General features: G+C 65.2%; 15 protein-coding genes. 5 read left to right on the top strand and 10 right to left on the bottom strand.

Annotated elements, in window-relative coordinates; all coding sequences use genetic code 11:
- Positions 1-62: 62 nt before the first annotated feature.
- Positions 63-992, bottom strand: coding sequence for a helix-turn-helix domain-containing protein (locus HG262_RS09745; protein WP_169270816.1), 930 nt, complete (start codon positions 990-992; stop codon positions 63-65).
- Between the two features lie 171 nt (positions 993-1,163).
- Here HG262_RS09745 and HG262_RS09740 point away from each other — a divergent pair, with 171 nt between their 5' ends.
- From HG262_RS09740 to HG262_RS09730, 3 genes are read left to right on the top strand one after another with little or no spacing between them, the layout of a single operon-like run.
- Complete coding sequence (locus HG262_RS09740) at positions 1,164-1,628, top strand: DUF3302 domain-containing protein (RefSeq protein WP_248293307.1); 465 nt, start codon at positions 1,164-1,166, stop codon at positions 1,626-1,628.
- Positions 1,629-1,640: 12 nt separating this feature from the next.
- Positions 1,641-2,783: an HlyD family secretion protein gene (locus tag HG262_RS09735; RefSeq protein WP_169270815.1), complete on the top strand. Its 1,143-nt coding sequence runs from the start codon at positions 1,641-1,643 to the stop codon at positions 2,781-2,783.
- A 10-nt stretch (positions 2,784-2,793) separates the two neighbouring features.
- Positions 2,794-4,254: a TolC family protein gene (locus HG262_RS09730; RefSeq protein WP_169270814.1), complete on the top strand. Its 1,461-nt coding sequence runs from the start codon at positions 2,794-2,796 to the stop codon at positions 4,252-4,254.
- On the opposite strand, the gene HG262_RS09725 is transcribed toward HG262_RS09730, so the two are convergent.
- A complete protein-coding gene (locus HG262_RS09725) occupies positions 4,251-5,564 on the bottom strand; it encodes an ArgE/DapE family deacylase (protein WP_169270813.1) in 1,314 nt (437 codons plus the stop codon). The genes HG262_RS09730 and HG262_RS09725 overlap by 4 nt on opposite strands.
- A 33-nt stretch (positions 5,565-5,597) precedes the next feature.
- A complete protein-coding gene (locus HG262_RS09720) occupies positions 5,598-6,920 on the bottom strand; it encodes an MFS transporter (RefSeq protein ID WP_169270812.1) in 1,323 nt (440 codons plus the stop codon).
- 183 nt (positions 6,921-7,103) lie between these two features.
- On the opposite strand from HG262_RS09720, the gene HG262_RS09715 reads away from it, so the two are divergent.
- Entirely contained in the window at positions 7,104-8,084 is a 981-nt protein-coding gene (locus HG262_RS09715; protein ID WP_169270811.1) for a LysR family transcriptional regulator, read from the top strand.
- 73 nt (positions 8,085-8,157) lie between these two features.
- Here the strand turns inward: HG262_RS09715 and arsH are convergent, their stop codons facing one another.
- Genes arsH through HG262_RS09685 form a run of 6 tightly spaced genes read right to left on the bottom strand, consistent with a single transcriptional unit; the run spans position 8,158 to position 12,557 of the window.
- Positions 8,158-8,880, bottom strand: coding sequence for an arsenical resistance protein ArsH (arsH, locus tag HG262_RS09710; RefSeq protein WP_169270849.1), 723 nt, complete (start codon positions 8,878-8,880; stop codon positions 8,158-8,160).
- 55 nt (positions 8,881-8,935) lie between these two features.
- Entirely contained in the window at positions 8,936-10,123 is a 1,188-nt protein-coding gene (locus tag HG262_RS09705) for an MFS transporter (RefSeq protein WP_169270810.1), read from the bottom strand.
- A 3-nt stretch (positions 10,124-10,126) separates the two neighbouring features.
- Positions 10,127-11,209, bottom strand: coding sequence for an ACR3 family arsenite efflux transporter (gene arsB, locus HG262_RS09700; protein WP_169270809.1), 1,083 nt, complete (start codon positions 11,207-11,209; stop codon positions 10,127-10,129).
- 4 nt (positions 11,210-11,213) lie between these two features.
- Entirely contained in the window at positions 11,214-11,714 is a 501-nt protein-coding gene (locus HG262_RS09695; RefSeq protein WP_169270808.1) for an arsenate reductase ArsC, read from the bottom strand.
- An 8-nt stretch (positions 11,715-11,722) separates the two neighbouring features.
- Positions 11,723-12,217, bottom strand: a complete 495-nt coding sequence (locus HG262_RS09690) for an ArsI/CadI family heavy metal resistance metalloenzyme (protein ID WP_169270807.1) — start codon at positions 12,215-12,217, stop codon at positions 11,723-11,725.
- Positions 12,218-12,230: 13 nt separating this feature from the next.
- On the bottom strand, positions 12,231-12,557 hold the full coding sequence (locus HG262_RS09685; protein ID WP_169270806.1) for a helix-turn-helix domain-containing protein: 327 nt from the start codon (positions 12,555-12,557) through the stop codon (positions 12,231-12,233).
- Between the two features lie 110 nt (positions 12,558-12,667).
- On the opposite strand from HG262_RS09685, the gene HG262_RS09680 reads away from it, so the two are divergent.
- Entirely contained in the window at positions 12,668-13,066 is a 399-nt protein-coding gene (locus tag HG262_RS09680; protein ID WP_169270805.1) for a YkvA family protein, read from the top strand.
- A gap of 243 nt (positions 13,067-13,309) precedes the next feature.
- Here the strand turns inward: HG262_RS09680 and HG262_RS09675 are convergent, their stop codons facing one another.
- Positions 13,310-25,693 carry a filamentous haemagglutinin family protein gene (locus HG262_RS09675; protein ID WP_169270804.1) on the bottom strand — a complete coding sequence of 4,128 codons (12,384 nt, stop codon included), beginning with the start codon at positions 25,691-25,693 and terminating at the stop codon, positions 13,310-13,312.
- Between the last annotated feature and the right edge of the window lie 128 nt (positions 25,694-25,821).

Genomic DNA, 25,821 nt, shown 5'->3' with positions numbered 1-25,821 from the left:
CCGCCTTGCGATTGTGAGCTGCGGCGCCATCGCAAGTCCATGATGATTCCGGCGAAAAGCCGTCAGCATGGATGCTCATGCCGACCCCGGCGGTGCCGCGTTTCGGATGGCGTTTCAAGGAACAGGGCCCGGTAGCGCGCCGCCGCATAGGTGGAATAGGGGTAGCCATGTTGCAGGAAGCAGTCGGCCACCGTGATCCGGCGGTCCGTGCCTTTTGACAGGTCCAGATAGACGCCGTGCAACCTGCGAAGGGAAAGGTAATGCCCCGGCGCCATGCCGAAACAGGCTTGCGAAAAATCCCTCAGCCTGCGCGCGCTGATCCTCAAGCCCTTGCACAGGCCGTTCACATCCACGGCGTGGCCTTGCTTGCGAAAGACCGTCAAGGCGGTCTCGCACAACCGCGGCATCGGCAAACCGGGGCGTCCCTTGCCGCCGCGGTTCGGCGTGCGGGAGGCGATCAGGTTGGACAAACGCTGTTCCAGCAATCGGCGGCCGATCGCCGGCGGGCATCCCGGCGCCATCGCCATGAGCGCGGCTTCCCGCAAGGCGGCCAACTGCAGAGGGTCTGTGTGGACGATGCCGGCCACGCACGCCCATTGCCGAAGCGTCTGGGCCACGGCGCCGCTGCCCGCGAACAATGGGGAGCAGACCGGCACCGCCAGGGTGATCCATTCGTTCGGCCCGGCTGCCCGGAAGACGAATCCCTTGCCGGGCGCAAGGATCCCCAAGGATTCCTGATTCAACGGGACGCCGTTCAGCCAGGTGGAGCTGGGCGACGGCTGAGACAACAGCAGTGTCAGGTGCGACGGCGGGCCAACGCCTTCGCACAAGTTCGGTACGGCCGCGATGCCATGCTGGACGTTGATGCCGTCCACATCCAGATGCCCGACCCCCCATCCGCCGTCTCTGGATCCCAGCAAGAACACCCGGGCGTCCACATCAAAAAGCGCGTCGGCATACGCATCGAACGACTCGAATCGGTGAAGGTCCATGGAGTACTCCGCTGGAGGGACCTGACGACATATTGCCGAAATTAGCATGGACTTACGGCTCGGTCACTAGTCAAAATGCAGTACACGCGCTGCTGCGCAGGCATTCCGAAGCGAGACCACCCCGACGACGTGCAGGATCACCGGCATCCCATTGGGAAGAGGGGGTTCGATATGTTTCTTGCCAATCCGCGACGTCGACTCGTCGTCATCTCGGCCATCGCGACCACGCTGCTGCCCATGACGGGCCGCGCGGCGGGCGGGCACCTGGAAGATGCCATCGCCGATGTGCTGGTCTGGGTCGTGCTGGTCCTGGTCCCCATCCTTGCCATCTGGCTCTTCTGGAAGCTGCACGTCTTGCCGGAAGTCATCGCCGAAAAGCGCCATCATCCCCAAGCCGAGGCGATCAAATCGCTGTGCCTGCTGTCGCTGGCATTCGGGGGAATGCTGTGGCCGTTCGCGTGGCTGTGGGCCCATACCAAACCGATCGGATACCGGCTGGCCTACGGCCGCGATATGCACGACAACTATTACCAGGAGATGAGCGCCAGGGACGAGGCGTCAGCGGCCGCAGCGGCCACGGGCACCGACAGCGGTGCCCCCGGGCCGGCCAGGCCCGACACTGACGCCGCGCGTTGACAAGGGGTCGCGATGCTAGAGCTCATTTGCGTCGTGTATGGGTTGCTGGTTTGGCTGGTCTTCATCAAGCTGAAACTGCTTCCCTGGAACATCCAGTCGCAGGTCGGCGTGGTTGCCGTCGGCGCGGCCGGATTGGCCGCGCTTGTCCTGACCATCAACGTCGTCACGCCGTCGTCGACGGAATTGCGGGTCATCAATTACGTCGTCGAGATCGTGCCCAGGGTGACCGGGCGCGTGGTGGAAATTGCCGTGGAGGGGAACCGCCCCATCAAAAAGGGCGATGTGCTGCTGCGCCTGGACGCCGAGCCCTATCAACTGAAGGTCAGGCAGCTGGAGGCCAAGCTGGTGGATGCCCAGGCCAGCCAGCAGTCCCTGGACCGCGATCTTGCCTCGGCGCAAGCGATGACGGCGGCCGCCCTGGCGCAAGTCGAACTGGCCCGCATGCGGCTACGCCAAAGCACCGCCTTGGCCGCTCGCGGGGCGGGCAGCCAATACGATGTGCAGAGCTTCCAAAGCGAATTGAAGGTCCGGCTTGCGAACTGGGAGGCGGCGCGGGAAGCCGAACGCAAAGTGCGCCTGAGCGTGGGCGCGGTGTTCGAAGGCGACCAGGTCGCCGTGGCGCAGGTCAAGGCCGAACTGGATACGGCGAAATGGGAACTGGCGCAGACGACGCTGTACGCGCCTGCGGATGGCTACGCGATCAACCTGCAAGCCCGCGTGGGATCCTATGCCGCCGCACTACCGATACGCCCGATCATGTCGTTCGTCGAGACCACGCAGCAGGTGATCGCGTTCTTCGACCAGAATCAATTGACGAAAGTAAAGCCTGGCAACGAGGTAGAAGTGTCGCTGCGCACGATTCCAGGGCACGTTTTCAAAGGCAAGGTGGATTCGATCGTCTGGGCGACTTCGCAGGGGCAATTTCAAGCGTCGGGGTTGCTGCCCGGCACGACCGCCGAGGGCGACCACGCCGAGGCACCCATGCAATATGCGGTACGGATCGACCTGGAAACACCGCAGGACATGGCGTTGGCGATGGGCGCGCGCGGCAAGGCGGCCATCTACACCGACAGCCTGGGAGCGCTGCACATGGTGCGCAAAGTGATATTCCGTGTTTCGGCCAAGCTTGATTACCTGGTTCTCAAGCTTCACTGACGGGGCCGACATGCCAGCGCGCAGCACGATCGCCCCCCGCGTCCTTGCCACGGTATGCAGCGCCACGGCCCTGATGGCCGGTTGCGCAAACCTGGATCCGCCCGCAAGCGACGCCCTGTATCAGCAGGCCATGGCGGGGACGCAGGTGCCGGCCCAGTGGGCGGCCAGCGCGGAGGCCGCCGCGTTCGCCCCCCAGTGGGCCGGCTTTCCCGAACACGGCACGCTGCAATCGCTGATCGACGAGGCGCTGGCCAATAACCTGGACCTGCGGGTCGCGGCCAGCCGAATGCAACAGGCGGCACACCAGGCCCGATTGGCGGGCGCGGACTTGTTGCCCACCATCGGCCTGGGTGCCAGGGCCGCGACGGACCCGACGCCGGGGAGCGCCTTCTCGGCCAACGGCTATGCGGTCCTGATGAATTGGGAGATCGACTTGTGGGGCAGGGCGCGGGCGGAGAAGAAAGCCGGCGAGGCCGGATTCCGTGCGTCGGAATCGGACTATGCCTATGCCCGCCAATCCATCGGGGCGTTGACGGCCCGAAGTTGGCTGGCGGCCCTGGAGGCCAGCGGGCAACTGGCTCTGGCGCAAGAATTGGAAAGCACCACCGGCGAACAACTCAAGCTGATCGAGTACCGCCGCCGCATCGGCAAAGTCAGCGAAATGGACGTCGCGCACTGGTCGGAGCAAGTCGCCGCCGCGTCCGACGTGGTCGTGCAGCGCGAACAGGCCCGGGCGCAAGCGTTGCGGGCGCTGGAGCTGATATTGGGCCGTTACCCCGCTGGCGCCGCGCAAGCCGACGAGCCGATTCCGGACGCGCCCGCGCCGTTGGCCCCAGGGCTGCCGCTGGACCTGCTGGACCGCAGGCCCGACCTGGTCGCGGCGCGCGAGCGGCTGGTGGCGGCGTATTTCGGCGCGGAAGAGGCGAAAGCGGCCCGTTTGCCGGCGATTGCGATATTCGCCGGAGCAGGGCGGTTCACGAAGGACTACTCCGGGTTGGCGACCAGCATGCAAAGCTGGGTCTTCCCGGTCGGGGCCTCCCTGGCGTGGCCGCTGTTCGACGCGGGACGCCGGCAGATCACGCTGGAACTGCGCACGGAGCAGCAACGGGAAGCGTTGGCGCAGTATGCACGGGCGATCCTCACCGCGATGACCGAGGTCGAGAACGGCCTGACGGGCGAGCAGCAGCTGGCGCTGCGCGAACGGGCGATCCAGCGCCAGTTTTCCGAAAGCCGCCGGGCTTTGGAACTGGCGCGGGTTCAACGGCAGATCGGCCAGTTCGACGATTTCGACGTCCTGCAGCGCAAGCGCGATCTCTTGCGCGTGCAGAGCGACCTGATGCACGTGCGTGCCGAGCGGCTGGTCCAGCGCGTGAACCTGCATCTTGCGCTGGGCGGCCGCTTCGCGCCGGAAACGCAGGCGGACCCGCAAGTGGCCGCCCCGTTTTCCGTCGGCAACGCGGCGGCGCCTTAGCGCTGAGGCGCCGCCTCCTTCACGCCGCACCATTGCGCAATGAAGAGCGCAATGGACTTGGTGATCAAGCGAAGCGACTCGAGGTGGACGCGTTCGTCGAATCCGTGGATATCCAGCGATTTGGGGCCATAGACCAGCGTGGGCATGTTGCCGTAGATCACGAACACGCGCGCATCCAGATAGCCGGGCGTGGTGAAACTCTCGAGGTCGCTGTGGAACGCCTGCTTGTGGCATTCGCGCAGCGTGTTCTCGGCGTCGCTGCCTTCTTCCAGTACATAGCCTTCGGCGTAGAAGCCGGTGTAGGTCGCCTGCGGCGGCGTGCCGCCGAACCTCGGGTCCGTAGCGGCATCCCGCAGACACGCATCGATCTGCTCGCGCGCCTCATCGGCCGTGGTGCCCGGGTAGATCGCCGCGCGCACATCGAATTCGCACCAGGGCGGAACCGTTGACGGCCAATCTCCGCCCTCGATCTTGCCGATGTTGAAGTTGATGGGGTGGTCCAGGTGTTCGAAGTGACGGTGGCAGTGATGCTGGCCGTTCCATTTGGCTTCCAGGCCGCGCAGCGCCTGGATCGCGGCATAGGCGGCGTCGATGGCGTTGAAGCCGTTGGCCATTTCGCGGGTGTGCGTGGGGTGGCCCTGCACCCGGACCTTGAACCAGAGCACGCCGACATTGGCGCGCACAAGCATGTTCTCTTCGGGTTCCGGAATGATGACGGCGTCGGCCTGGTAGCCGCGCAGCAGCGCCGCCAACGCGCCGTTGCCGGTGCATTCCTCTTCGACGACGGATTGGAAGTAGATCGGCGCGGCAGGCTCGTAGCCAGCGGCGCGCACCGCGTCGTAGGCATACAGGTTGGCCGCCAGGCCCGCTTTCATGTCCGCGGCCCCGCGGCCGTACATCCAGCCGTCGATGATCGCCGGATCCCACGGCGAGCGGCTCCACATGTCGACCGGGCCGGTGGGAACCACGTCGATATGCCCATTCAGGATCAGCGAACGGCCGGTTTGCTGTTCAGGCCGATAGGTGCCGACGACGTTGAAGGCGTTTTCATAGGAGACCGTCACGGGGCCGAAGCCGGGGTGGGACTCGATGTCCTTGACGTCGATGCGCCAGCGGTCCATCGCGAAGCCGCGTCCACGCATCGCTTCATACAGGAAGTCCTGGGCGGTATGTTCCTGCTCGCGCAGGGACGGAAAGCGGACCAGGTCCTGGGTGAACGCGAGCTGGGCGTCGAATTGCGCATCAACCGCCTGGAGGATGCGACGGGTCTGCGCCTCGGTCAGCGCGGGCGGCGTGGTGGGTTGCGTCATGCGGGTTCCTTCAGTGATGAGTGGATATCGGGGTCATGCGGCCGACGCGGCGGCGCGCGGCGCTTCCAGCGCCAGGCGGCGTTTATGACCGGCCAACGCCCACAGTGAAATCAGTGTGATCGCTGACAAGGTCGAATAGAAAATCGCCAAGGGCAGCCATTGGCCGGGATAGTGATAGGCCAGCCACGTGCCGATCAGCGGCGTCATCCCGCCCGCGACGGCGCCGCAGAGCTGATACGACAGCGAAATGCCGGAATAGCGCACGTGCGTGGCGAACGCCGAGCTGATGTATCCAGCCATCGCCGAATAGATCGCCGCCATGAAGACCAGTACGATGGAGATGCCGGCGATGATGCTGAACATCGTGCCCTGGCTGACCAGCATGAACATCGGGTAGGGCGCCAGCACCGAGCACGCCGCAGCGGTGATCAAGACGCGGCTGGGCCCGATCACGTCCGCCAGCCAGGCCGCCAGCGGTTGGACCAGGAACTGGATGATGGCGACGACGAACAGGCAGTCCAGGATCATCGCGCGGGACAGGCCCATCGTCTGCGTGGTGTACGACAGCATGAACGTGTTGGTGAAGTAGATGCCGCCGATCGCGACCGTGCACACGCCCATGCACAGCAGGACCGTGCGCCAGGCGGTGCGCAACACTTCCTTGGCTGGAATCTCTGCGCGCTCCTGGCGTTCGAGCACTTTCGCGAAGTCGGGCGATTCGTTGACGCCCACGCGGATGAAGTAGCCCACCAACAGCAGGACGGCGCTGATCAGGAACGGCACGCGCCACCCCCAACTGACGAAGTCGGCCTCGTCCAGAGTCGTCAGCAGGCGGAAGGCCAGCAGCGACAGGATCAATCCCGCCGGGCTGCCCAGCTGCGCGAACGATGCGGCGAACGTGCGCCGGCGCTGCGAAGCGTGTTCGCCCGCCATCAGCACCGCGCCGCCCCATTCGCCGCCCACCGCCAGGCCCTGCGCCAGACGCAGCAGCAAGAGGAGGGCGGGGGCCCACAGACCGGCGGTCGCGTAGCTGGGCAGCAGGCCGATGCCGACCGTGGCGACGCCCATGATGACCAGTGTCGCCATCAGCGCGTTCTTGCGGCCGACCCGATCGCCAAGGTGTCCGAAAATCACGCCGCCCAATGGCCGCGCCAGGAACCCGGCGGCGAAGGTGCCGAACGACGCCATGGTGCTGATGAACGGGTCCACGGTGGGAAAGAACACTTTGCCGAACACCAGGGCGGCGGCCGTGGCGTAGATGTAGAAGTCATACCATTCGATGGTCGTGCCGACGAACGCGGCGGTCGCGGCCCGGACGGGCTGACGCCCCGTGGAAGGACTGGCGGAAGCGGCCATGGTTTTCCCCTTGACTGAATATCGTTGTTCGAAGGCGCGTTTATCGCTCCGAGCTGGACATAACGTCAATTTATGCTTTTTAATAATCAACTTAATCTGCATTGATGTCCGGCGAAAACACGGGGTATCCCGCCTGTTTTTCGCGGGATAAGGCCAAACATCGCTCAACGGCGCACGCCCCTCATGACCCCTGCCACGCTTCTCGACACCCGCACCGGCGATCGGCTGGACTGGAATCTGCTCCGTACGTTTCTGGTCATTGTTCAGGAACGGAGCATCAGCGGCGCCGCCACCAAATTGCACCTGACCCAATCGGCGGTCAGCCAGGCGTTAAAGCGCCTGGAAGACCAGCTTGGGCGGCGGTTGATCGAGCGGCACAACACCGCATTCACGGTCACGAATGCGGGCGAGGAAGCCTGCCGGGCGGCCGAGGCCATCTACGGCAGCGTGTCCCAGCTGCTGACGGATGTCTCGCAAACGAAGGTAGAAGCCACAGGGCGGATCCATCTGCTTGTGGCAAGCCGGATCCACTCGACCGTGTATGACAACTTCTGGGCGGATTTCCATCGCGCGTTTCCGCGTATCGAGGTGCAGATGGACGTGATGCCAAGCAGCGAAATCGTGACGCTGATGCAGCAGCGGGCCGCCACGGCAGGCATCGCATTAAGCCGCCAGATGCCCAAGCGCCTGGAGAGCAAGGTGTTCCTGCAGCAGCGGTACGCATTGTTCTGCGGCCGCAACCATGCCTTGTTCGGCAAGCCCGACATCCGCATTGACGACTTGCTGGGCGAGAATTTCGTGTCGTTCGCAAGCGACGCCCTGGGCGACAGCCTGTCCCCCCTGACTATTTTCCGCGATCAGCGCGGCTTTTCAGGCCGGATCGTGGCAACGTCGACCCAGCATGACGAAGTCAAGCGCTTGCTGATCGCAGGGTTCGGAATCGGATGTCTGCCTGAACACAGCGTCCAGGCGGACCTGGAACAAGGGCGGCTGTGGCGCCTGCCGCCCGGGGAAGGGGTTTGCTCGGTCGCGCTGCATCTGCTTTGGCACCGCGACGCGCCATTGACGTCCGCCGAGACCGCTTTCCTGAAGCATTTCCGGGACTACATCGACGGCTATTCCATGGCGGAGCGCCTGGCTTCCCATGAACTGGCCGTGCAGTAGGCCGGCCCCCCAAAACCTGCACGGCAGGCAGGGGAAAAGGGGCCTTTGGTCATGCGACTGCTCTGCAAGCCCCTTATAGGGCGCCTTGCTGCATCCGGCTGGAAAGGGCCGCGGCGGATTCCTTGCGTTCGCTGTAGCGGTCCACCAAGTACGGCGCAACATCCCGCGTGAGCAAGGTGAACTTCATCAGTTCCTCGACGACGTCGACGACGCGGTCATAGTAGGGCGAGGGCTTCATTCGCCCCGAATCGTCGAATTCTTGGTAAGCCTTGGCCACCGAGGATTGGTTAGGGATCGTCAGCATCCTCATCCAGCGCCCCAACACCCGCATCTGGTTCACGGCGTTAAAGGATTGCGAGCCGCCCGATACCTGCATGACGGCCAACGTTTTGCCCTGGGTGGGGCGCACAGCCCCCATGGACAGGGGAATCCAGTCGATTTGCGTCTTCATGAGCCCGGTCATGGCGCCATGGCGCTCCGGCGAGCTCCACACCATGCCTTCCGACCATTGAACCAGCTCGTGCAGTTCGCGGACTTTGGGATGGTCGTCGCTGGCGTCGTCGACCAGCGGTAGCCCGGATGGATTGAACATACGGGTTTCGCCGCCCAGGGCTTGGAGCAGCCTTGCTGATTCCTCGGCGACCAGGCGGCTGTAGGAACGTGCGCGCAAGGAGCCATACAGCACCAAAAAGCGTGGCGCGTGCGTGGCGCGATTGGGCGAGAACAATGCCTCTATGGACGGTTGTTCCAACAATGACGGGTCAATGTTGGGCAGGTCTGCAACGTGCTTGGACACGATGGCCCTCTGGATGGAACTCATGCAATACCTCTCTTGATGCAAGACTGAAATTTCACTGTCTGGGGGGCTGGGCGCGCAGCAGCATCAGCGCGCCACAGGCGGCCAGACCGATGGCGCCCGACAGCCACAATGCGTGGGATCCCCAAGCGTCCAGAGCCAGGCCGAAAAGAAATGGGGCCGCCGCCTGCGCGATCCGCGCGGGCATCATCAGCCACCCCTGGCGCGCGCCATACCCTTGGGCGCCAAACAGCACCAGCGGCAAGGTGCCCTTTGCGATGGTGAGGATGCCGTTACCCGCCCCATGCAGGATCGCAAATACAGGGGCCATAACCGGCCCCGCCATCAGCAATACGATCACACCGGCGGGGTGTGCCAGTGCGGCCAAGCGTGCCGACAGCAGGGGGTGAACGCGCCGCAGGAACCCGAACTCGAGCACGCGGCCGGCCACCTGCGCTGGACCGATGAGGACACCGACTGCGACTGCCGCGGCGAGCGTGGCACCGGTAGCCTCCAGCATCCGCGGCAAATGCGTGGCCATCGCGGTGCTGATGAACCAGGTTGCGGCGAAGACGAAGGCGAGGAGGGCGGTTGCGTACCCGTGGCGCTCGGTCGTAGGCGTAGGGGAGGAGACGACCTTCGTGGAATCCGCGACAGCGAACCTCTCATGTTTCGCCTGGGGCATCAATTTCGGAAGCCAGGCATTGAGCGGCAAGCCAATCAGTAGATGCAAGCCCGCCCAGCCGTAGCACGCGTTGCGCCATCCGAATTGTGTTTCCATCCAGGCAGACAATGGCCAGCCGACGGTGCTCGCAAAGCCGGCAATCAGGGTGATGCCCGTGATCGCGCCACGGGCATGATGCCCATACAGACGAACCAAGCTGGAGAAGGCGGCTTCATACAGGCCAGCCCCCATCGCTACGCCGATAATGAGCCAGGCGGCGGCCATCGTCCACAGCCCTTGGGAGGATCCAAGCACGGTCAATCCGAGCGCGAATATCAGGCTGGTGCCGACCAAGACGACACGACCGCCGTGGCGGTCGATCGCTTGCCCGGCCCACGGGCCGACCAGGGCCGATACCACCATTGCGCCGGAAAAGGCCGCGTAGACCGTTGGCGTGGGAACACCCAGGTCCCTGGCCATCGGCGCCGCCAACATGGCAGGCAGGTAGTAGGACGACGCCCAGGCCAGCGTTTGGGCGGTGCCCAGGCCACCGACGACCCGGACGGGTGCTCCTGTCACCGTTTACCCCCGCTTGGCGCCCGCGTCGTACCAGTCTTTGGACTGGTTCACGACGCGCACCACCAGCAACATCACCGGGACCTCGATCAGCACGCCCACCACCGTCGCCAAAGCGGCTCCGGACTGGAAACCGAACAGGCTGATCGCGGCGGCGACGGAGAGCTCGAAGAAGTTGGATGCGCCGATCAACGCTGACGGGCAAGCGATATTGTGCTTTTCGCCAACCCGGCGATTGAGCCAGTACGCCAATCCGGAGTTGAAAAGCACCTGGATCAGGATCGGCACGGCCAGCATGGCGATCACCAGCGGCTGGCCAATGATGGCTTCGCCCTGGAACGCGAACAGCAGCACCAGCGTCAGCAATAGCGCGGCCATGGAAAACGGGCCGATTCGGGCCAAGGCTGCTTCGAACGCTTCCTGCCCGCGGCGCAGTAGCGCGCGACGCCAGAGCTGGGCGAGGACGACCGGAATCACGATGTACAGCCCAACGGACACCAGCAACGTATCCCAGGGCACGGTGATGGCCGACAGGCCCAGCAGCAATCCGACAATGGGCGCGAAAGCGAACACCATGATCGTGTCGTTCAGCGCAACCTGGGACAGCGTGAACACCGGGTCACCACCGGTCAGCCGGCTCCAGACGAACACCATGGCAGTACATGGAGCGGCGGCCAGCAGGATCAGTCCCGCGATATAGCTGTCCAGCTGGTCAGCAGGCAACCAGGGGGAAAAGACCTGCCGGATGAACAACCAACCCAGGAACGCCATCGAGAAGGGCTTGACAGCCCAATTGATGAACAGCGTCACGCCGATGCCGCGCCAATGCTGTTTAACCTGACCGAGCGCGCCGAAATCCACCTTGAGCAGCATCGGAATGATCATTACCCAGATCAACAGGCCGACGGGCAGATTGACTTGCGCGACTTCGAGGTGCCCGATGGTTTGAAACAGGGCCGGCATGAGCTGGCCCAGTGCGACACCGAGCACGATGCAGAGAAACACCCAGAGCGTCAGGTACCGCTCGAAGACGCTCATGCCACCGCGCGCCTGCGGCACGGGCGCCGCCGCCTGTGTACTGGATGACATCGACTTACTCCTGAGTTTTGCCAATACCGCGCAACTCGGTCTGGAGCGACATGGCATCCAGGCGGTCAATGGGCAAAGAAAGGAAAAGCTCGAGGCGGCGCTTGAGTACACGTGCGGCGTCCTGAAACGCCTTGCGACGCTCTTCTTCGGTTCCTTCATAGGCGGCTGGGTCGGCAATGCCCCAGTGTGCCGTCATTGGCTGTCCAGGCCAGACAGGGCACACTTCGCCGGCGGCGTTATCGCAGACGGTAATGATGAAGTCCATTTTTGGCGCCCCCGGCGCCGCGAACTCGTCCCAGCTCTTGCTCCGATAGCCATCGGAGGGCAATGAAAAAGAGCTCAGCGTGGCGAGCGCCAAAGGGTGAACCTCGCCTTTGGGGGTGCTGCCAGCGGAATATGCCTGGAAGCGATCGCCACCGAGTCCTCTGAGTAGACCTTCAGCCAGGATGGAGCGTGCAGAGTTGCCTGTACAGAGAAACAGCACGTTGAAAGGGGAGTGCGACATGGGAATTCCTAGCAGCAGCGAGTGGAGGATTTGGTATTCGGGACACAGCAGTGGTTCTTCACCGCGGAGGACACAGAAGGCGAACAGCAGGCGCCGGCCACGTCGGTCGCAAGTGCGTCATGGTGTGACGCTCCATAGACAGGGATCGCCCCCAACGTATGGAAGTGCTCCCACGCCACGCCTTGCGGATCAGTGATCCAGTATTTCTCGCTGCGGGAGTAGCAGCATGACGTCTCTCCCTGGTCCTCCAGAGACAGGCTGGCTGATTTCGCTCGCGACTTCAGGGCAATCAACTCTTCGGCGTTCTCGGCCTGAATGCCAAAGTGATCGACTCCCGCGGCAGCGCCACGGGTCGAAATTGCGAAATTCACTGGCGGATCATCGAGCATCCATTTCGCATAGTCCGACTCGACGCGAGCGGGATCTTGCGCAAACAGCCGCGAATAGAAGCCGATGTTCTTGGCCAAATCATCGACATGTAGATGAACGTGAAAGCGTTTCATGGACAGCTCCTGATCAGCAGGTAGTGCAAGCTCCGGAGTCGGAGGCCTCGCAGGTGGAACCTTCGCAGCAGTGTTCGGTGAGATAGCCAAGCAGCCCATTCATCTGCGAGAAGTCGGCGCGATAGATCAGATTTCGGCCTTGCTGCTCGATGGTGACCAGACCAGCATGCGACAACTCCTTCAAGTGGAAGGACAAGTTATTGCGCGCGACGCTGAGCTGATCCGCCAAGACGCTGGGCGTGAGACCGCTGGGGCCGGCAACCACGAGTGCGCGAAACACGCGAAGACGTTGGGTGTGGGCCAGGGCACCGAGGGCGAAAACTGCTTGATCTTCGTTCATAATTCGATCATACAACGAACGTTGAACTATTGAATAGTAAAAATTTCGCTGGAGACGAATGCTCCTAGAATAGGAGGCGCATCTGCTGCGGGAAAACCCACAACATCGTCATGAACATCAGTGAACGGCTGAAGGCCTGGGCCAAGCGCATCAAGCGAGACGGCTTAACCCTCTGGTTTGCAGGCAAGCACCCTCGGACGCCTTGGTACGCCAAGGCGGTAGGGGTGTTCGTGGTGGCCTATGCTCTTAGCCCCATCGATTTGATTCCTGACTTCATACCGATATTGGGCTACATCGATGACGTGCTGCTGCTTCCAGGCTTGATCTACCTGGCCATCAGGCTCTTGCCGCCGGACATTCTTGTCGAAAGCAGGCGCCAGGCAGAGGCCTGGATGAGTTCGGCCGCCTCAAAGCCCCGCAGCATGATCGGTGCGACGCTGATCATCGCGATGTGGGTTGCCACTGGTCTGGCATTGTGGCTCTGGTTGCTGCCACGGCCCCTGGATTGATCAACGCCAATTCGGTGGAGCAGGCGTCCAGTTAAGGAACTATCCCACACAAGGCAACGAGATAAAAGGCCTTAGAAATAGTCTATATATCATTGACTCCAAATACATTTAACTCTAAGAAAACAAAGTGGGCGCTCGTCATGCCGGAATTGCTCGGTTGGCGGGTGAAGCGAAATCACTGTAGTCCCGGCATCCGTGCGCTGAACTCAGCCTGGGCGTAGCCCCTCCGATGTTTGAAGATGGCTACAGTCCGAACGCCATCCTTTCCTCACTGCTCAACTTTTCAAGTTGCGCTGCCGTAAGCGCTCCGTCGCCGACGACCTGCACCATGTTGTTCGGTCGATACGCCGAGGCGTTATCGACTCGGCTGTCCCGTTGGAGTGGTGGCGCACCGCCAGATACCGGCTCCTCCCCAAAGCCCAGAATCTGCACGTTGATGATGGAGGGCTGGTTCTGACGCGCCCTGTCCTGGCTGCGTTGTACGGATTCCTGTGCTGCGTTGACCGCCGAGGTCGCCGCCGTGCTGGCTGACGTGAGCGCGCCGGTGTTGACGGTTGCGGCCAGCGGGATGCCGACGCTGTCTCCTTGCGTCTTGATGTTTGCGGCGTTCAGCACGGATTGCGCAGCGATATTGACGTTGCCCGACACGCGGATGCCAGCTTCCCCTGCATCAATGGTGCCCAGCGGTGCGTAAAGGTCCACGTCGCCGGCGGGCACTTCTGCTAACGGCGCCAGGGTGGCAATGCCGGCGCCGCTGGACGGCGCGGCGGACGACAGCGTGATGTTGCCTACGCTGTCGTATAGTCGGCGGGGCGGGGTGTAGACCACCGTGGTCTTGGAACCGCGCCCGGCGTTAATGTCGCCTTGCGCGGACCACGCCAGGATGTCACCGCCGAAAGTCGTCATGACGCGGCTCTGTCCCAGCAGAATGCTGTCCTGGGCATATAGCTGGATGTCGCCGCTGCCTTGGGTGAGCACACCCGCGGTGGCGGGCGGCGCCGCGCCTTCCACGCCGTAGACCTGCGCTCCGCCGGGCGTCAGAACCTGGACGTTGCCGCCGCTGCGGGTTTGCAGGCCGGCACCTCCGTACAGGGTGATGCTGCCTTCGTAGCGTTGCGTCTGCCCGGCGGTGCTCAGGGACGGGAACAGCGCGGCAATGGCTTGCCGGCCGCGCAAGTAGCTGCCTTCGCGTGGGCTGGTCCGGTCGTTGAATTCGCGGCCGCCGGCACGCAGTTCGGCGAAGTAGACCTGACGCGCGAACACGCGCTGCTGCGCTGGCGGCAGCGCATCGAAAAAGGCGCGGGCGTCGTCCATGCTGCCGGTAAATCCATAGGCCTGCGTCAGCCAAAGCAGCAGTTCGGCTTCATAAGTCTTGAAAGGCTTGCCTTGGTCGGTCAGCGGCAGGGCGGGATCGGCGCTGCCCGCATCGAGGTAGTGCCGCAGCAAGCCGGCGTAATCGCCGCCCTGCGCACCCAGCCCGGCTTGCAGCACGATGCTGGCGCCTGGACGGGTATCGCCCGTCACGACAGGGCCCAGGCTGACGACGGTGGCCTTGTCTTCCATCAGGATGTTGCGGCCCGCGCTGATTTCCAGCGTGCCGGGGCCGGCAACGGTGAAGCTGCCGTAAAGGATGTCGCGGCCGGCTTGCACCACGGACACATCGTTCGCGTCACCATGCACGAGAAGATTGTCGGTGTATTGATACGGGATCGGGCCGGATAGGGAATCGGCCGACCCTAGCGGGCTGCCGCTGCCGACGATGTCCCGGCCGGCGATCATGCGCACCGGGCCGCCCGCGACATACCATTCCGTGCCGGTCAGGACATTGCCGTTGTTCGCCAGCCGAATATGCCGGCCGCTGCTGACGCCGACAAGGTCGCCGTCCTTCGCATAAAAGCGCGATGGCGCCATGACACTCGACGTGGCGGCCGTCAACGGCCCGAAGGCGAACAATACGTTGTCCCGATAGCCGCCGTCAGGTGACAGGTTGGTGGGACCCCAGACGATGCTGCTGCTTTGGGCGGCCTTCACCTTTCCTGCAAAGGCCGGCCGGTCGATGGATGCCAACGCGCCGGGATCGGCGCTGGTGCGTCCAAAGGGGGCGTCGCCGCCATAAATGGATTGACCGGCCAGCAGGTCCAGGCGGGACAGGGCGCCGGGCGCGAGGGCGACCGGATTGTCGTACCGGATATCTCCTTGAGCGGCGACTGCTGAGAACTGCGACGGGTAGATAACGATGCCATCATTGTCGATGCCGGCCCTGAATACCGGCGCCACGTCGCCGCCCGCGCTGAACAGGTCGATGGCGGTATTGGGCGTCCATAGCGAAAACCAACTGTTGGATCCGTAAACGCCCAGCGTACCGTCAGCCTGCGTGTACGGCATGGACACGGGCAGGAGGAAGCGGCCGGGGTCCCTGGCGGTCTGGATGACGAGGGCGCCCAGGGTTTGCAGCTGGAAGGCGCTGTCTCCCGGCGTCAGCGTCAACGCCCCCGCAGGCTCGTAGGTGCTTGCCTGGAAGCGGTCCAGCGCGCGCGTGTCGCGTGCCGCCCGAATGTTGTAGATCGGGTCCATTCGGCCCATCGAGGCGGCTTGCAGCAGCGTCTGGCCGCGCAGGTTGGTGACCGCGCCCGGGGCTTCATAGAAGCTGGGCAGCGCAGGGTTCAAGCTGCCGCCGACCCGCAGGATGATGTCGCCGCCACCGGTCAGCGCCAACGTGCCGTCGGCCATCACGCGGCCCGTGCTGGCCACGGCCAGCGTCAAGGCCTGGCTGCGCGGGTTGATCTGGCGTTCCTGGAAACTGATGGGATGCGAGGTGATGATGCCGGCGTCGCCGCGCACGTCGATGTCCAGGTTGCCGCCGCCCAGCGTGCCGAAGCCGGTGAAGCCGCGCAATTCATCGGCTTGGTCTGGCGCGCTTGAGGTATAGGTGCCGAAGTTCAGCCACCATGCGGTGGGCTGCGCCTGGCCTATCGCCGCGTCGCCGCTGCCCTGGCGCCATAGCCAGTTTCCGACCAGGTCGGAGGAGTATCCGGTCGAGCGAGTGACTGGCCGCCCGAATGAAGCCAGGGATGCCGTCATCAGATCGCCGGTCAGGCTGACGCCGGCACGCAGCGTCAGGTTGCCGCCTCCATCCGGATACCAGGCCCGGTAGACGCTTTGCGGCCCGCCGTCCACAAAGGCTTCGAAGCCCTTGCTCGGGTCGCGCAGCACCGTGCCGTCGGGATTAATCAGGCGCGGTTGGTTGTAGGGGTCGCCCTCGTAAGTGCCAGTGGATGACGTGCCCGCGGTGTAGACGCCATAGAGCGACTGCATGCGCAAGCTGCCACCCGCCAGCAGATCCAGGTCGCCGGTGCCGGTACGCAGCACGCTGAAGCGCGGGGTGGCAGGCGCGGGAATGTAGTTGTTCGCGCCGCTTGCGGCGCAATACTCTGGGACGTCCGCGCACAGGGCGCCGGCACTCGGATAGCCGAACATGTCGCGGATGAAATCGTCCTCCATGACCTGCCCCACCAACTCCGGCATGCCGAGGTCGTCGGCGACCAACTGCGTCCAGACGAAGTTGCCGGGGCCATCAAAGCCATACATGCCGTAGTGGCTGTCGGCCAGCACCAGGTCCCCACGCTGAAGCCCGACCTTCGTGGCGTACTGCGTGATGCGTGTATCGGCCGCGCCCAGATCAGCGCCGCCCGCAAGCCGCAGAGACCAGGATTGCGAACCTTCAGGCAGCATGGGCGCCACGGCCCACACCTGGCCCTGGGCGCCGTCGACCACGGGACGCAGATCGACGTATTCCACTCCTGGCTCCAGTTTCACGTTCGTGCCCGACGGGATCAGCGCGCCGCGCGGCAGGGTGACCGCGGCGGCCAGGTTCGCGTTGGCGGGCAGTGGAATGCCGGCAGGCCAGGTGACGGCGCCAAGGAAGGCGCTACTTGATAAGCGCGTGCCTGCCGCCAGGGCCATGCCGGGGGGCAGTGTCAGCGCTTGGTGCAGCACGGTGCCGGCAGCGTGCGCCACCGTGCCGTCCGGGTTGAAGATGGGTGCCGATAGCACGGTGCCGGCGGGAAGTATCAACTCCAGGGCCAATGGGGCAGTAACGGGCAATACGGAATGTTCGGCAAGCATGCCGCCTTGCAGCATCAAGTCGTAATTCAGGATGGCGCCGACCGGGAACGCAGTACCGGCGGCCAGCACCACGCCGGCATGGGGCGTGATCATGTCGCCACCGGTGAAGTCCCGGCCCGGCAGCAGGCGCCAGCCGTTCAAGTCCTGCTTGACCTCCGGAGGCGGGGCGAAGCCGTCGTTGATGCTGCCGTGGATCTGCAAGTCCCCGCCTGCACGGATGACCAGATTGCCTACCTCCCCCGAGCCATAGGCGCCCGGCCGCAGCGGCGTATGCGGGTTCAGGCTGGCATAGCGGAAGCCGGACAGGTCCAGATCGCCTTGCACCACCAGGTTGCCCTCCGCGGTGGCGCTGCGGATCTCGACGCCGGGGCGCAGGTGCAGGGCGTCGCCATAGGCGAGGAGGCCGGCCAGCTTGCCGTTGACCAGGTTGCCGTTGGACAGGGCCCGGTCGATGAATTCGACGCTGTCGCCGTGCAGGCGGTTCAGGTAGGCCTGGTCGATGACCTGGTAGGGCTCGCCGTCCGCCGTGGTTTCGGTCCCGGGTGTTGCGTCCGTATAGATCCAGACCCCGTTGACCGCGATGCTGCGCGCGCCGCGGATGTCCAGCGGCCCGCGCGCATCGATGTTGATGTCGCCGCCGGTCGCACCGCCCAGACGTGGCGCATTCAGCGCCAGCGTGCCTCGCGGCAGGCCGTCATTGCGGGGCGCCTCCGTGCCGGCGCGCAAATCGATGACCGCGCCTGCGTCCATCTGCAACTGGCCATTGCCCGAATTCAGTTCCACGATGGCGCGGTTGGGCGCGTCAATGATCTTGCCGTAGCTGTCCACGCGCAGCGTTGCGCTATGCGCATCCAGCGTGGCGGTGGACGCCAGGCGCAGTCCATCGCGCGCGGCCAGTCGGATGCTGCCGACACCGTCGCCACTGGCATCAATGCGGCCGGTCACGGTCAGGCTGCCGCCATCGACCGAGATATTCACATTTCGGGCGCGTACCTCGTCGCCGATGGCAAGGTTGCCGCGCTTGAGCTGAAGGCTACGGCCGCCAAACACCTGGCCCTCGTTCAGGCGTTGATTCAGCGCCGCGAAGTCCACTTGCTGCGCTCGGATATCCACTTCGCCGAAGGCGTAGGGGACCAGGGTGCCGCCCGCGTCGTAGCTGCCCGAAGCCATGCCCAGAATGCGGCCTTGCAGGTCCACGCGGCCAGCGTCGTCGGCCAGCGCCACGGCGGTCAGGCGCCCGGCTCGGTTGAATTGGGCGGAGAGGTCGATGATGCTGCCCGCCGCTTGCGTGATGTCGCCTTGCCGGCTGTGGAGGCTGACGTCGCCTCCCCAACTGTATTTTGTGATGTCTTCGAATGGCACGGGCCGGCCAGCAACGTCCAGCTGCGCGCCGGGACCCAGGATCAAGGCGTTGTCCGCGATTGCGCTCAGCTTGCCCGTAGGCAGGGTGATGCGGCCGTTGATATTCAGCGTGCCGGCGTCCAGCGCCAGTTCCGCGCCCATCCCGAGCCCCTGGGGAACGGATGCCACTGCCAGCGGACTGCTGAAGTTGATCGCGGTGCCGGCCTTGACTCGATTGATGGAGCCGGATTCACCCGTCAGAAGGGGAGCCTCCATGTTCAATGTGCCACCGCTGTAGCGCCAACCAGAGGCGGAATCGAAAGCGCCCCGGGACTGGTACACGGCCAGGCTGCCTTGATGATTGGCGGTGATGCGGTCGCTGGCGGTCAGGTTGACGTCGGCAAAGCCCAGGGCCAGGCGGGCATTGTCCCGGTCGGCCAGCGGTTGGGTGTAGGGGCCGTAGCCGAACTCGATGCGCTCGGCCTGGATATTCAGCGTGCCGCTGCCGGTGCCCGCCCCGTTATCGATTACGCCGACGGGCGGCGTGACCGATCCGTTCCAGATCAGGTTGCCCGCGCGCAGCGTGGCCACGTCACCCGTTTGGCCATAGCCGTAGATGGCCGGGGCCGTCAGAGCCAGCGTTTGCAGGCGCGATTTGCCGGTGGCGGGATCGGTCGTGTCCAGCGTGACGGTTTCGAAGAAGTTGAACGAGTCGCTGACGGCCAGGGTCAGCATCTCGAGCGCCGGCGCGCCGAAGCGCTGGTCGCCGGCCATCAGGCGATTCAGCAGCGTCTGGTCCAGGCTAAGCCCTGCGCCAAGCGCGCCGCGCGCGGCTGCTGCCGCCAGGGCCTGTTCGCTGCCGGCGTTGACGGCGCCTACCGCCAGCGTCAGGTAGCGCGCGCCGTAGCTGGCGGCGCTGCCCAGGTCGAAGGTCTTGTTGGTGACGGCGGCTAGCGTGCCCTCGGTGTACAGCAGGGATTCGCCGGCGCAGGTAACACCGCAGACGCCGATGCGGATAGGGCCGGCGCCTTTGGGTTCCTGATCCGCGGTGGGCGGGAGCATGTTGATCCAACCGTTGGACAACGCCAGGAAACTGCTGGCGGATGCCCCATAGGTGTAGCCGGCAGTGGAATCAAAAGGCGCCTTGCCGCGACCGATGGTGTTGATGGATGCCCCGCGTTCCACGGTGATGCCGGTGGTCAGGCCGCTGGTCACCAGGAAGACTTCGGCCGCTGAGAGTGACGCGCCCTCGCGCAGCGCTATGGATGAGAAGTGGGTGCGGGCGTAGCCGAAGTCGACGGTATTGCTGTTGCTGGTGTAGTCCACATAGGGTACGGCGCCCAGCACGAGGCGGGGCGCGCCAAGCGCGCTGAGCTGGCCGGAATCCAGGGATAATCCCTCGAAGCCTGCGCTGCGCCCCGCGCCCGGGGCGGTGACCTCGAGATGCTCCGCCTTGGTATCGCTGGACGAGACGGCGAACGTGCCGCCGTAGCCGGCTGTGGCGGCGGAAAAGTCGACCTGACCCGCAAACGAAAAGGCCTGACCCTCGGCGCCGCTTGCCAGATAAGCCCGCAATGTGCGCGCGTCCGCGGGCAGCATGGCGCGCGGAACGCCGCGGCGCACGCCGTCGGCCTGCACGAAGGCTGCGTAGTCCATCTCGTTGTATTGCGAGTACTGGCGCAGGACCTCGCCGGACGTGACCAACAACTGTTGGGGCGCCGCCGTGGCGAGGTTCGTGCCGGCCGTACCGACGTTGCCCGCGATGGACCAGGAGCCGTTGCGCAGCGGTATCGCGCCCGAAGCGGGGGCGCCCGACGCCAGGCCGTTGACCTCCACGCGGAACGCGCCCGGCATCAGGGCATAGGTGGAGGGCATCAGCGTATAGGTTCCGGCGGGCAGGCCGGGCACGCCGTTTCCGATCGTGACTTGTTGCCCGATTTGCGGCAAGGTCTGGTGTCCGTCGGGCGTGGTGGGCGCCACGGGAGCCTGCACGCCGGGCACCAGCGCGTAGACGGGATTGGTGGCCAGACCCGGCAGGGTGAAGCCCGCGCCCTTGGCGTTGATCTGCACCAGCGGGTTGAATCGGGCGTCGGTGGAACCGCCCCGTCCCGTCACAAAGCCGGCCCCCAGCAAGCGGCCGCCGCCGGAAAGGTCCAGCATGGCGTTGCCGTCCACCCGAACCTCTTCGCCAGCCAGTTGGATGCCACTGCTCAATTCGCCGCCGATCGTGGCGGCGCCTGCGCCGTTCAACACGATATTCTGCCCGGCGTATTGATAGGTCACGCCGTCTACGGTGCCGCCATAGGGCATGACCAGCCCCCGGCCACTGACGGACGTGACGCTGCCTGGCAGCAGATTGACGCGGGAGGTGGTGCCGGTGGTATCCGCGACCCCCACTTCCAGCATTCCGAGCGGCGCGCGCACCACGCCGCCCTGGTCGATGATGTCGGCGGCTAAGCGCAGCTTGCCGAACGCGCTGTACGGAAGAGGGGGAAGGGCGTCGCTATTGCGGCGGATGGTAAGCGTGCGGTCCGCTTCATAGCCGATGACGCCGTCGCGCATGCCGTTCGGACCGGCCACGATCCGCGTCACCGCTCCAGTGTCCGGATAGATCTGCGCGGCGGTCAGGCTGAGATTGCCCGGGGCAGCAAGCTGCGTGGTGTAGGGCTGGTTCGCCAGCGCGACCTGCGTGCCCCGGCCGCCCAGCACACGGATGTCGCTCTGGCTGCGCAGGTCGGTATGCGTGAAACCCGTGCCGACATAGCTGACATCGCCGTTCGGCGCCTGTTGCGTGGTCAGCGCGCCCAGCTGTACCAGGTCGCGGATATCGATGAAGCCGGCATCCGTGATGAAGGTGGATTCGCTGACGCGGGTAGAGGGGGGGCGCGAGGATGTCGGGCGCGTGTACAAGTCGGGCGCGCCGTTGTCGGTGGCCCCGGCCAGCATCACATAGGGGGCGGCCAGCTGCACCCGGGCAGTTGAGGCTGCGGCTTCCGTCATGTTGAGCGACGTGCTGAACAGGCGCAGGCTTTGACCCATGCGCAGGTCGACGTCGCCCGCGAAGCTGATGGCGCCATTGCTCAGCAGGTTCAGACTGCCGAAACCTCCGTCCTCCACTTGCGCGACACTGAGGGCGCCGCGCCCATACACCAGCGCGTCGGCGGCGGTCTCCGGGTCGGCAAAGCCGGCAAGTTCGTCGGGCAGGGCCTGTTGCGACAGGAGCAGGTCGCGTCCTTGGTTCACGCGGGGGGTCATCGCCGCTGTGCGATAGACCGGCGCATCCAGGCCGATAGACAAGGTGCCGCCGGGCGCGCCGGCGCCGCCCGCGAGGGCGGTCATGCGGCCATCCAGGTACAGGCCGTTGCTGGAACCGAGAGTGATGCTGCCGCCAGCGCCGGCCAACATCGTCGGCGCACCGTTGACCAGTAACGTGGCGGCGCTGCCCGACGCCTCCAGGCGGCTGCCGGGTCGCGAGACGATGAACAGGTCGGGCGATGGGGCGACGCCCAGCGACACGTTCACCTGGCCGCCCAATACGATGCTGCCGCCGTCCTGCACGCGGCCGTATGCCTGGCCGTTGTGATTGAAGGCCGTGGCGGCGCGGCCCGCGACGTCCAGCACGGCCGTTTCGCCCAACCAAATGGATCGGCCATGCCCGGCCGCGATGGCGTCGTCCGTCGAACCAGGCCGTATTGCCTGGACAGTGATGGCGCCGCCCCACGCATTGAATGTGCCATTGAGGGTGATCTGCCCGACGCCGGCCAGATCGATCTTTTGCCCCGGATCCACCTCGACGAGGGCTCCGCTGCCCACGCGCAGAACCGTGGTCGCCAGATCGGCGGCGGTCGACAACTGGGACCCCGCTTGCAGTCGCAGGCTGGCGCCCTTGCGTTGCGTCAGATGGTTTTCAACCGGATTCTCCTGGTAGAGCTCGGGCGTGAAGGTTTGCAAGGCTTGCGACTTGTCCAGGATGGCGCGTATGCCGGAAGCATGGCGCTGGACCGGCATCGTGACCCGCACTTGCGACCCGTCCGCGACCTCCAGACCATGGAAACCGATCACTTCGTATTGCGAGAACCCCATGCCGAAGGCCTCGTCGGACAGGACGGATTCTTTGCTTTCCGTCGCGTCGGCGATTGATGCGGCCGCCTGGCCCGCCGCTATGATGCGCACCTTGTCGGCCTGCAAGGTCAGCTTGCCGCCGCCATCCACGCCCTGGGCCGCAATCGTTCCTTCGTGCCTGAGCGCGGCGTCAAAGCCCGCCGCCAGGGTGACGTCGCCACCCTTGCCGCCAAGGGTCTTGCCATTGGCCAGCACGGCTCCGCCGCCCGACACGTCCAAGGCGCTGCCCGCGGCCAGCGTAACGCCCTGGGTGCTACGCAGCGATACGCTGCCACCCTGGCGATAGGCCAGCGCACCGGAAGCGGCGGGGTTGGCAAGCAGATTGGTCCACAGGCCGCCGGTGTCCAATACCGCGCCCGCCGAGACCGCCACGCCCGTGGGCCGGTCAGCGGGTGCGAGCACTGGCGTGTCTTCGTTGCGGCCGTTGGCGTTCCACTGCTTGATGAGGTTGCCGGCCAGAATCCGCCCGCCCGCCGCGCTGATGCCGGCGTTGATGTCGACCTGGGGCGCATACAAGACCACGTTCGCGCCCGGCGCCGAGCGCAGGGGCTGATCCACCACGATCCGCTCGGTCCCGGCCAGCCGGATGGCGCCGAGATTGGCGGCGTTGAGCCAGGCCGCATCCAGCCGGATCTCGTCGTCGCCCGCGTCGCCCGTGCCTGCCGTCACCTGCTTGGCGACACCGCCCAGCGTCCAGGCCAGCATGTTGGCGTCGGCGTCGAAGATCGGCGTATAGCTTCCGACAGTCAATTGCGCGCGGCGCGCGACGGCCGTTTGCGATTGGTAGTAGCCGTCGATGTCCCTTTGCGGCGCCTCGACCTGACGCGCGCCCTGGTAAACCTCGCCCGTCAAGGTGCCCGCCAGTTGGGCGGCACCGGTGGAGACGATCAGTTGGCCCGCATCGCGGCCCACCGTATAGCCGTCTTCAAAGCGCGTTTTTGGGGCGAGCAACAGGTTGTAGAACCTGCGCGTGGCCTTGTCGCCCCAGCGTGCATGGGTCTGTTCATATCCCTGATACAGGCCGGTGTAGAGCAGGTCGCCGGGCGCGCGCGAGACTTCGTACAAGCGGCCGTCGGCGCCGCGCAGCCAGCTTTGGCGGATATTGCCGGCTTGCACGTCCAGCGTGCCGCCTGACAGATTGATGTCGGAGCCGGCCTTCGTAACCAGTTCGCCTCCTGTGAAGGTGGCGGTGCCGCCTTGCGCCAGCCATTCGCCGGCCCCACGTTCGCTGGTGGCCAGGTAGCCGCCCACTTCCAGCAGGCCGCCGCTGGTGTACCAGCGGTCGCCGCTGGAACCGTTTGCCCCGCCGGCAATCTTCACCAGGGTGCGGCGGTCCACCCAGACGTCGCTGTTGTTCAGTAGCTTGCTGTCGCGGTTGACGGGTGCGTCGCGCTGTTCGTTGCCCTGCACGTTAATTTGCAGGTTGTTCGATTCCATCGACACGTTGACACCGATGGCGCCCGACACATCCAATTCGGCGCCGCTTTCCAGCACGGCCTGCCGCTTGGCTGAAACGACGATCTGCCCGCCGGTGGCCAAGGCAGTCGAGCCGCCCTGGAAAGACGCCAGGTCGCCCGTCACCACCTCGATGCGCGACAAGTCCATGCGGTCGGCGACCGTGCTCAGGTTGTCGAAGGCACCAGTGGCCTTGTTGGTGGCGGAGCCGTCCAGCGTCTTGATCGCGGCTTGGCGCTGGCTGTCCAGGCCGGTCACGGCCGAGGCCTCCAGCAGCACGGCGGTGACGCTGCCCGCGCCCAGCGTCACGCTGCCTGCCGCATCGCTGCTGCGGTTGAGCAGGTGGATGGCGCCGCGCGCGCCGATATCGGTAGTGGCGACCAGCACGCCGTCCTGGCGCACGGCATGGCCCGTCATCGTGATGTCGCCGACGGGGGCGCTGATCAGGCCGGTGTTGCGAACCTCGCCAGCCTGGCTGCCGGTTTTGAGCGTGGCGCTGATTTCGACCCCCGAAGTGGTGGACTTGGGGTTGCCGTCGGTGCCGTAACCGCGGCGTATGACGAAATCGTCGCCCGCGGCCAGCACGGACTGGCCGCGCGGTGTGGTGAGCGCGCCGGCGTTGTGGACGTCGCTGCCCAGCAGCAGCACGTAGCCGCCGCCCTTGGTCGCGGTCGTGGGCACGGCGGTGGCGATGCGCGCGCCAGCCTGCACCTGCACGCTGCCCAGCGCGTCCTTGAACGTGGGTTGCGTGCCGTCCGTGTCAACGAACAGGCCTTTTTCGCGAAACTGCCCGTCGGTGATGGTGGCGGCCGCGGCCACCAGGTTGCGGGCGTTGACCTGGCTGGCGCCGCCGAATATCACGCCGTTCTGGTTCACGACCAGCACGGTGCCGTCGGCTTTGATCGCGCCCTGGATCTGGCTGGGCTTGGCGCTGGCGCCGACGACGCGGTTCAGCACCGCATCGCTGGCGCCCTGCTTGAACTGCACCGTGGTATTGCGGCCGACGTTGAAGGTGTCCCAGTTCAGGATCGCGCGGGGCTGCGTCTGTTCGATCGTGACCGTATGCCTGCCGCCGCTTGACGACGAGGTCGCGGCTGTTGCTCCTTGCCATTTGGCCAGCTCGCCTTGGGCTTCCCATAATCCGCCTTCGGTCCTGCCGTCCGGCACGTTGGCGTCATTGGCCGCGGCCGCTGCGCGCGCGGCCGCCTGCGCGGCCTGCTGGGCGGCGACCGCGGCGGCTGTGCGATTCAAGTTGTCCAGCGATTTCTGCAATTGCTGGCGCGATTGGGCTTGTTGCCTGGCCCCATTGCCGATGCCCGCCATGCTGCCGTCCGGCATGCGGCCCGTGCGTTGGGCGGTTGACTGGACGGCATTCTTGTCCGCGAACCAGCCGGGGCTGAACGCGCGCGTCTGGGCCTGCGCAACGCCGCTGGCGCTTCCCGCGATCGCCAAGGCCGCCAGGGCCTGCGATAACGGGCTCAGGTGCCAGGAGGGGGCGGCGCCATGTTGGCGCGAACCCGTAGGGGCGGGGAGGTAATGCGAGCGGGATGTGGCGAAAGGCGTAGCGGACGTAGACGAGGACATGGCGTGATTCAAGGATGTCGATGAAGGGCGGCAGTGACATGGCCACCGTGCCTGCTTGCTTATCTAGTCGAACGACATCTCGGGATTCGGCATGGAAATCCCATGAATCTTTTATGACAGGCGTCAGG

The sequence above is a fragment of the Achromobacter sp. Bel genome (genome assembly GCF_012928505.1).
Taxonomy (GTDB): domain Bacteria; phylum Pseudomonadota; class Gammaproteobacteria; order Burkholderiales; family Burkholderiaceae_B; genus Achromobacter.
The sequence above is the reverse complement of the archived record's forward strand: the minus strand, read 5'-3'. Positions and strand labels throughout refer to the sequence as shown.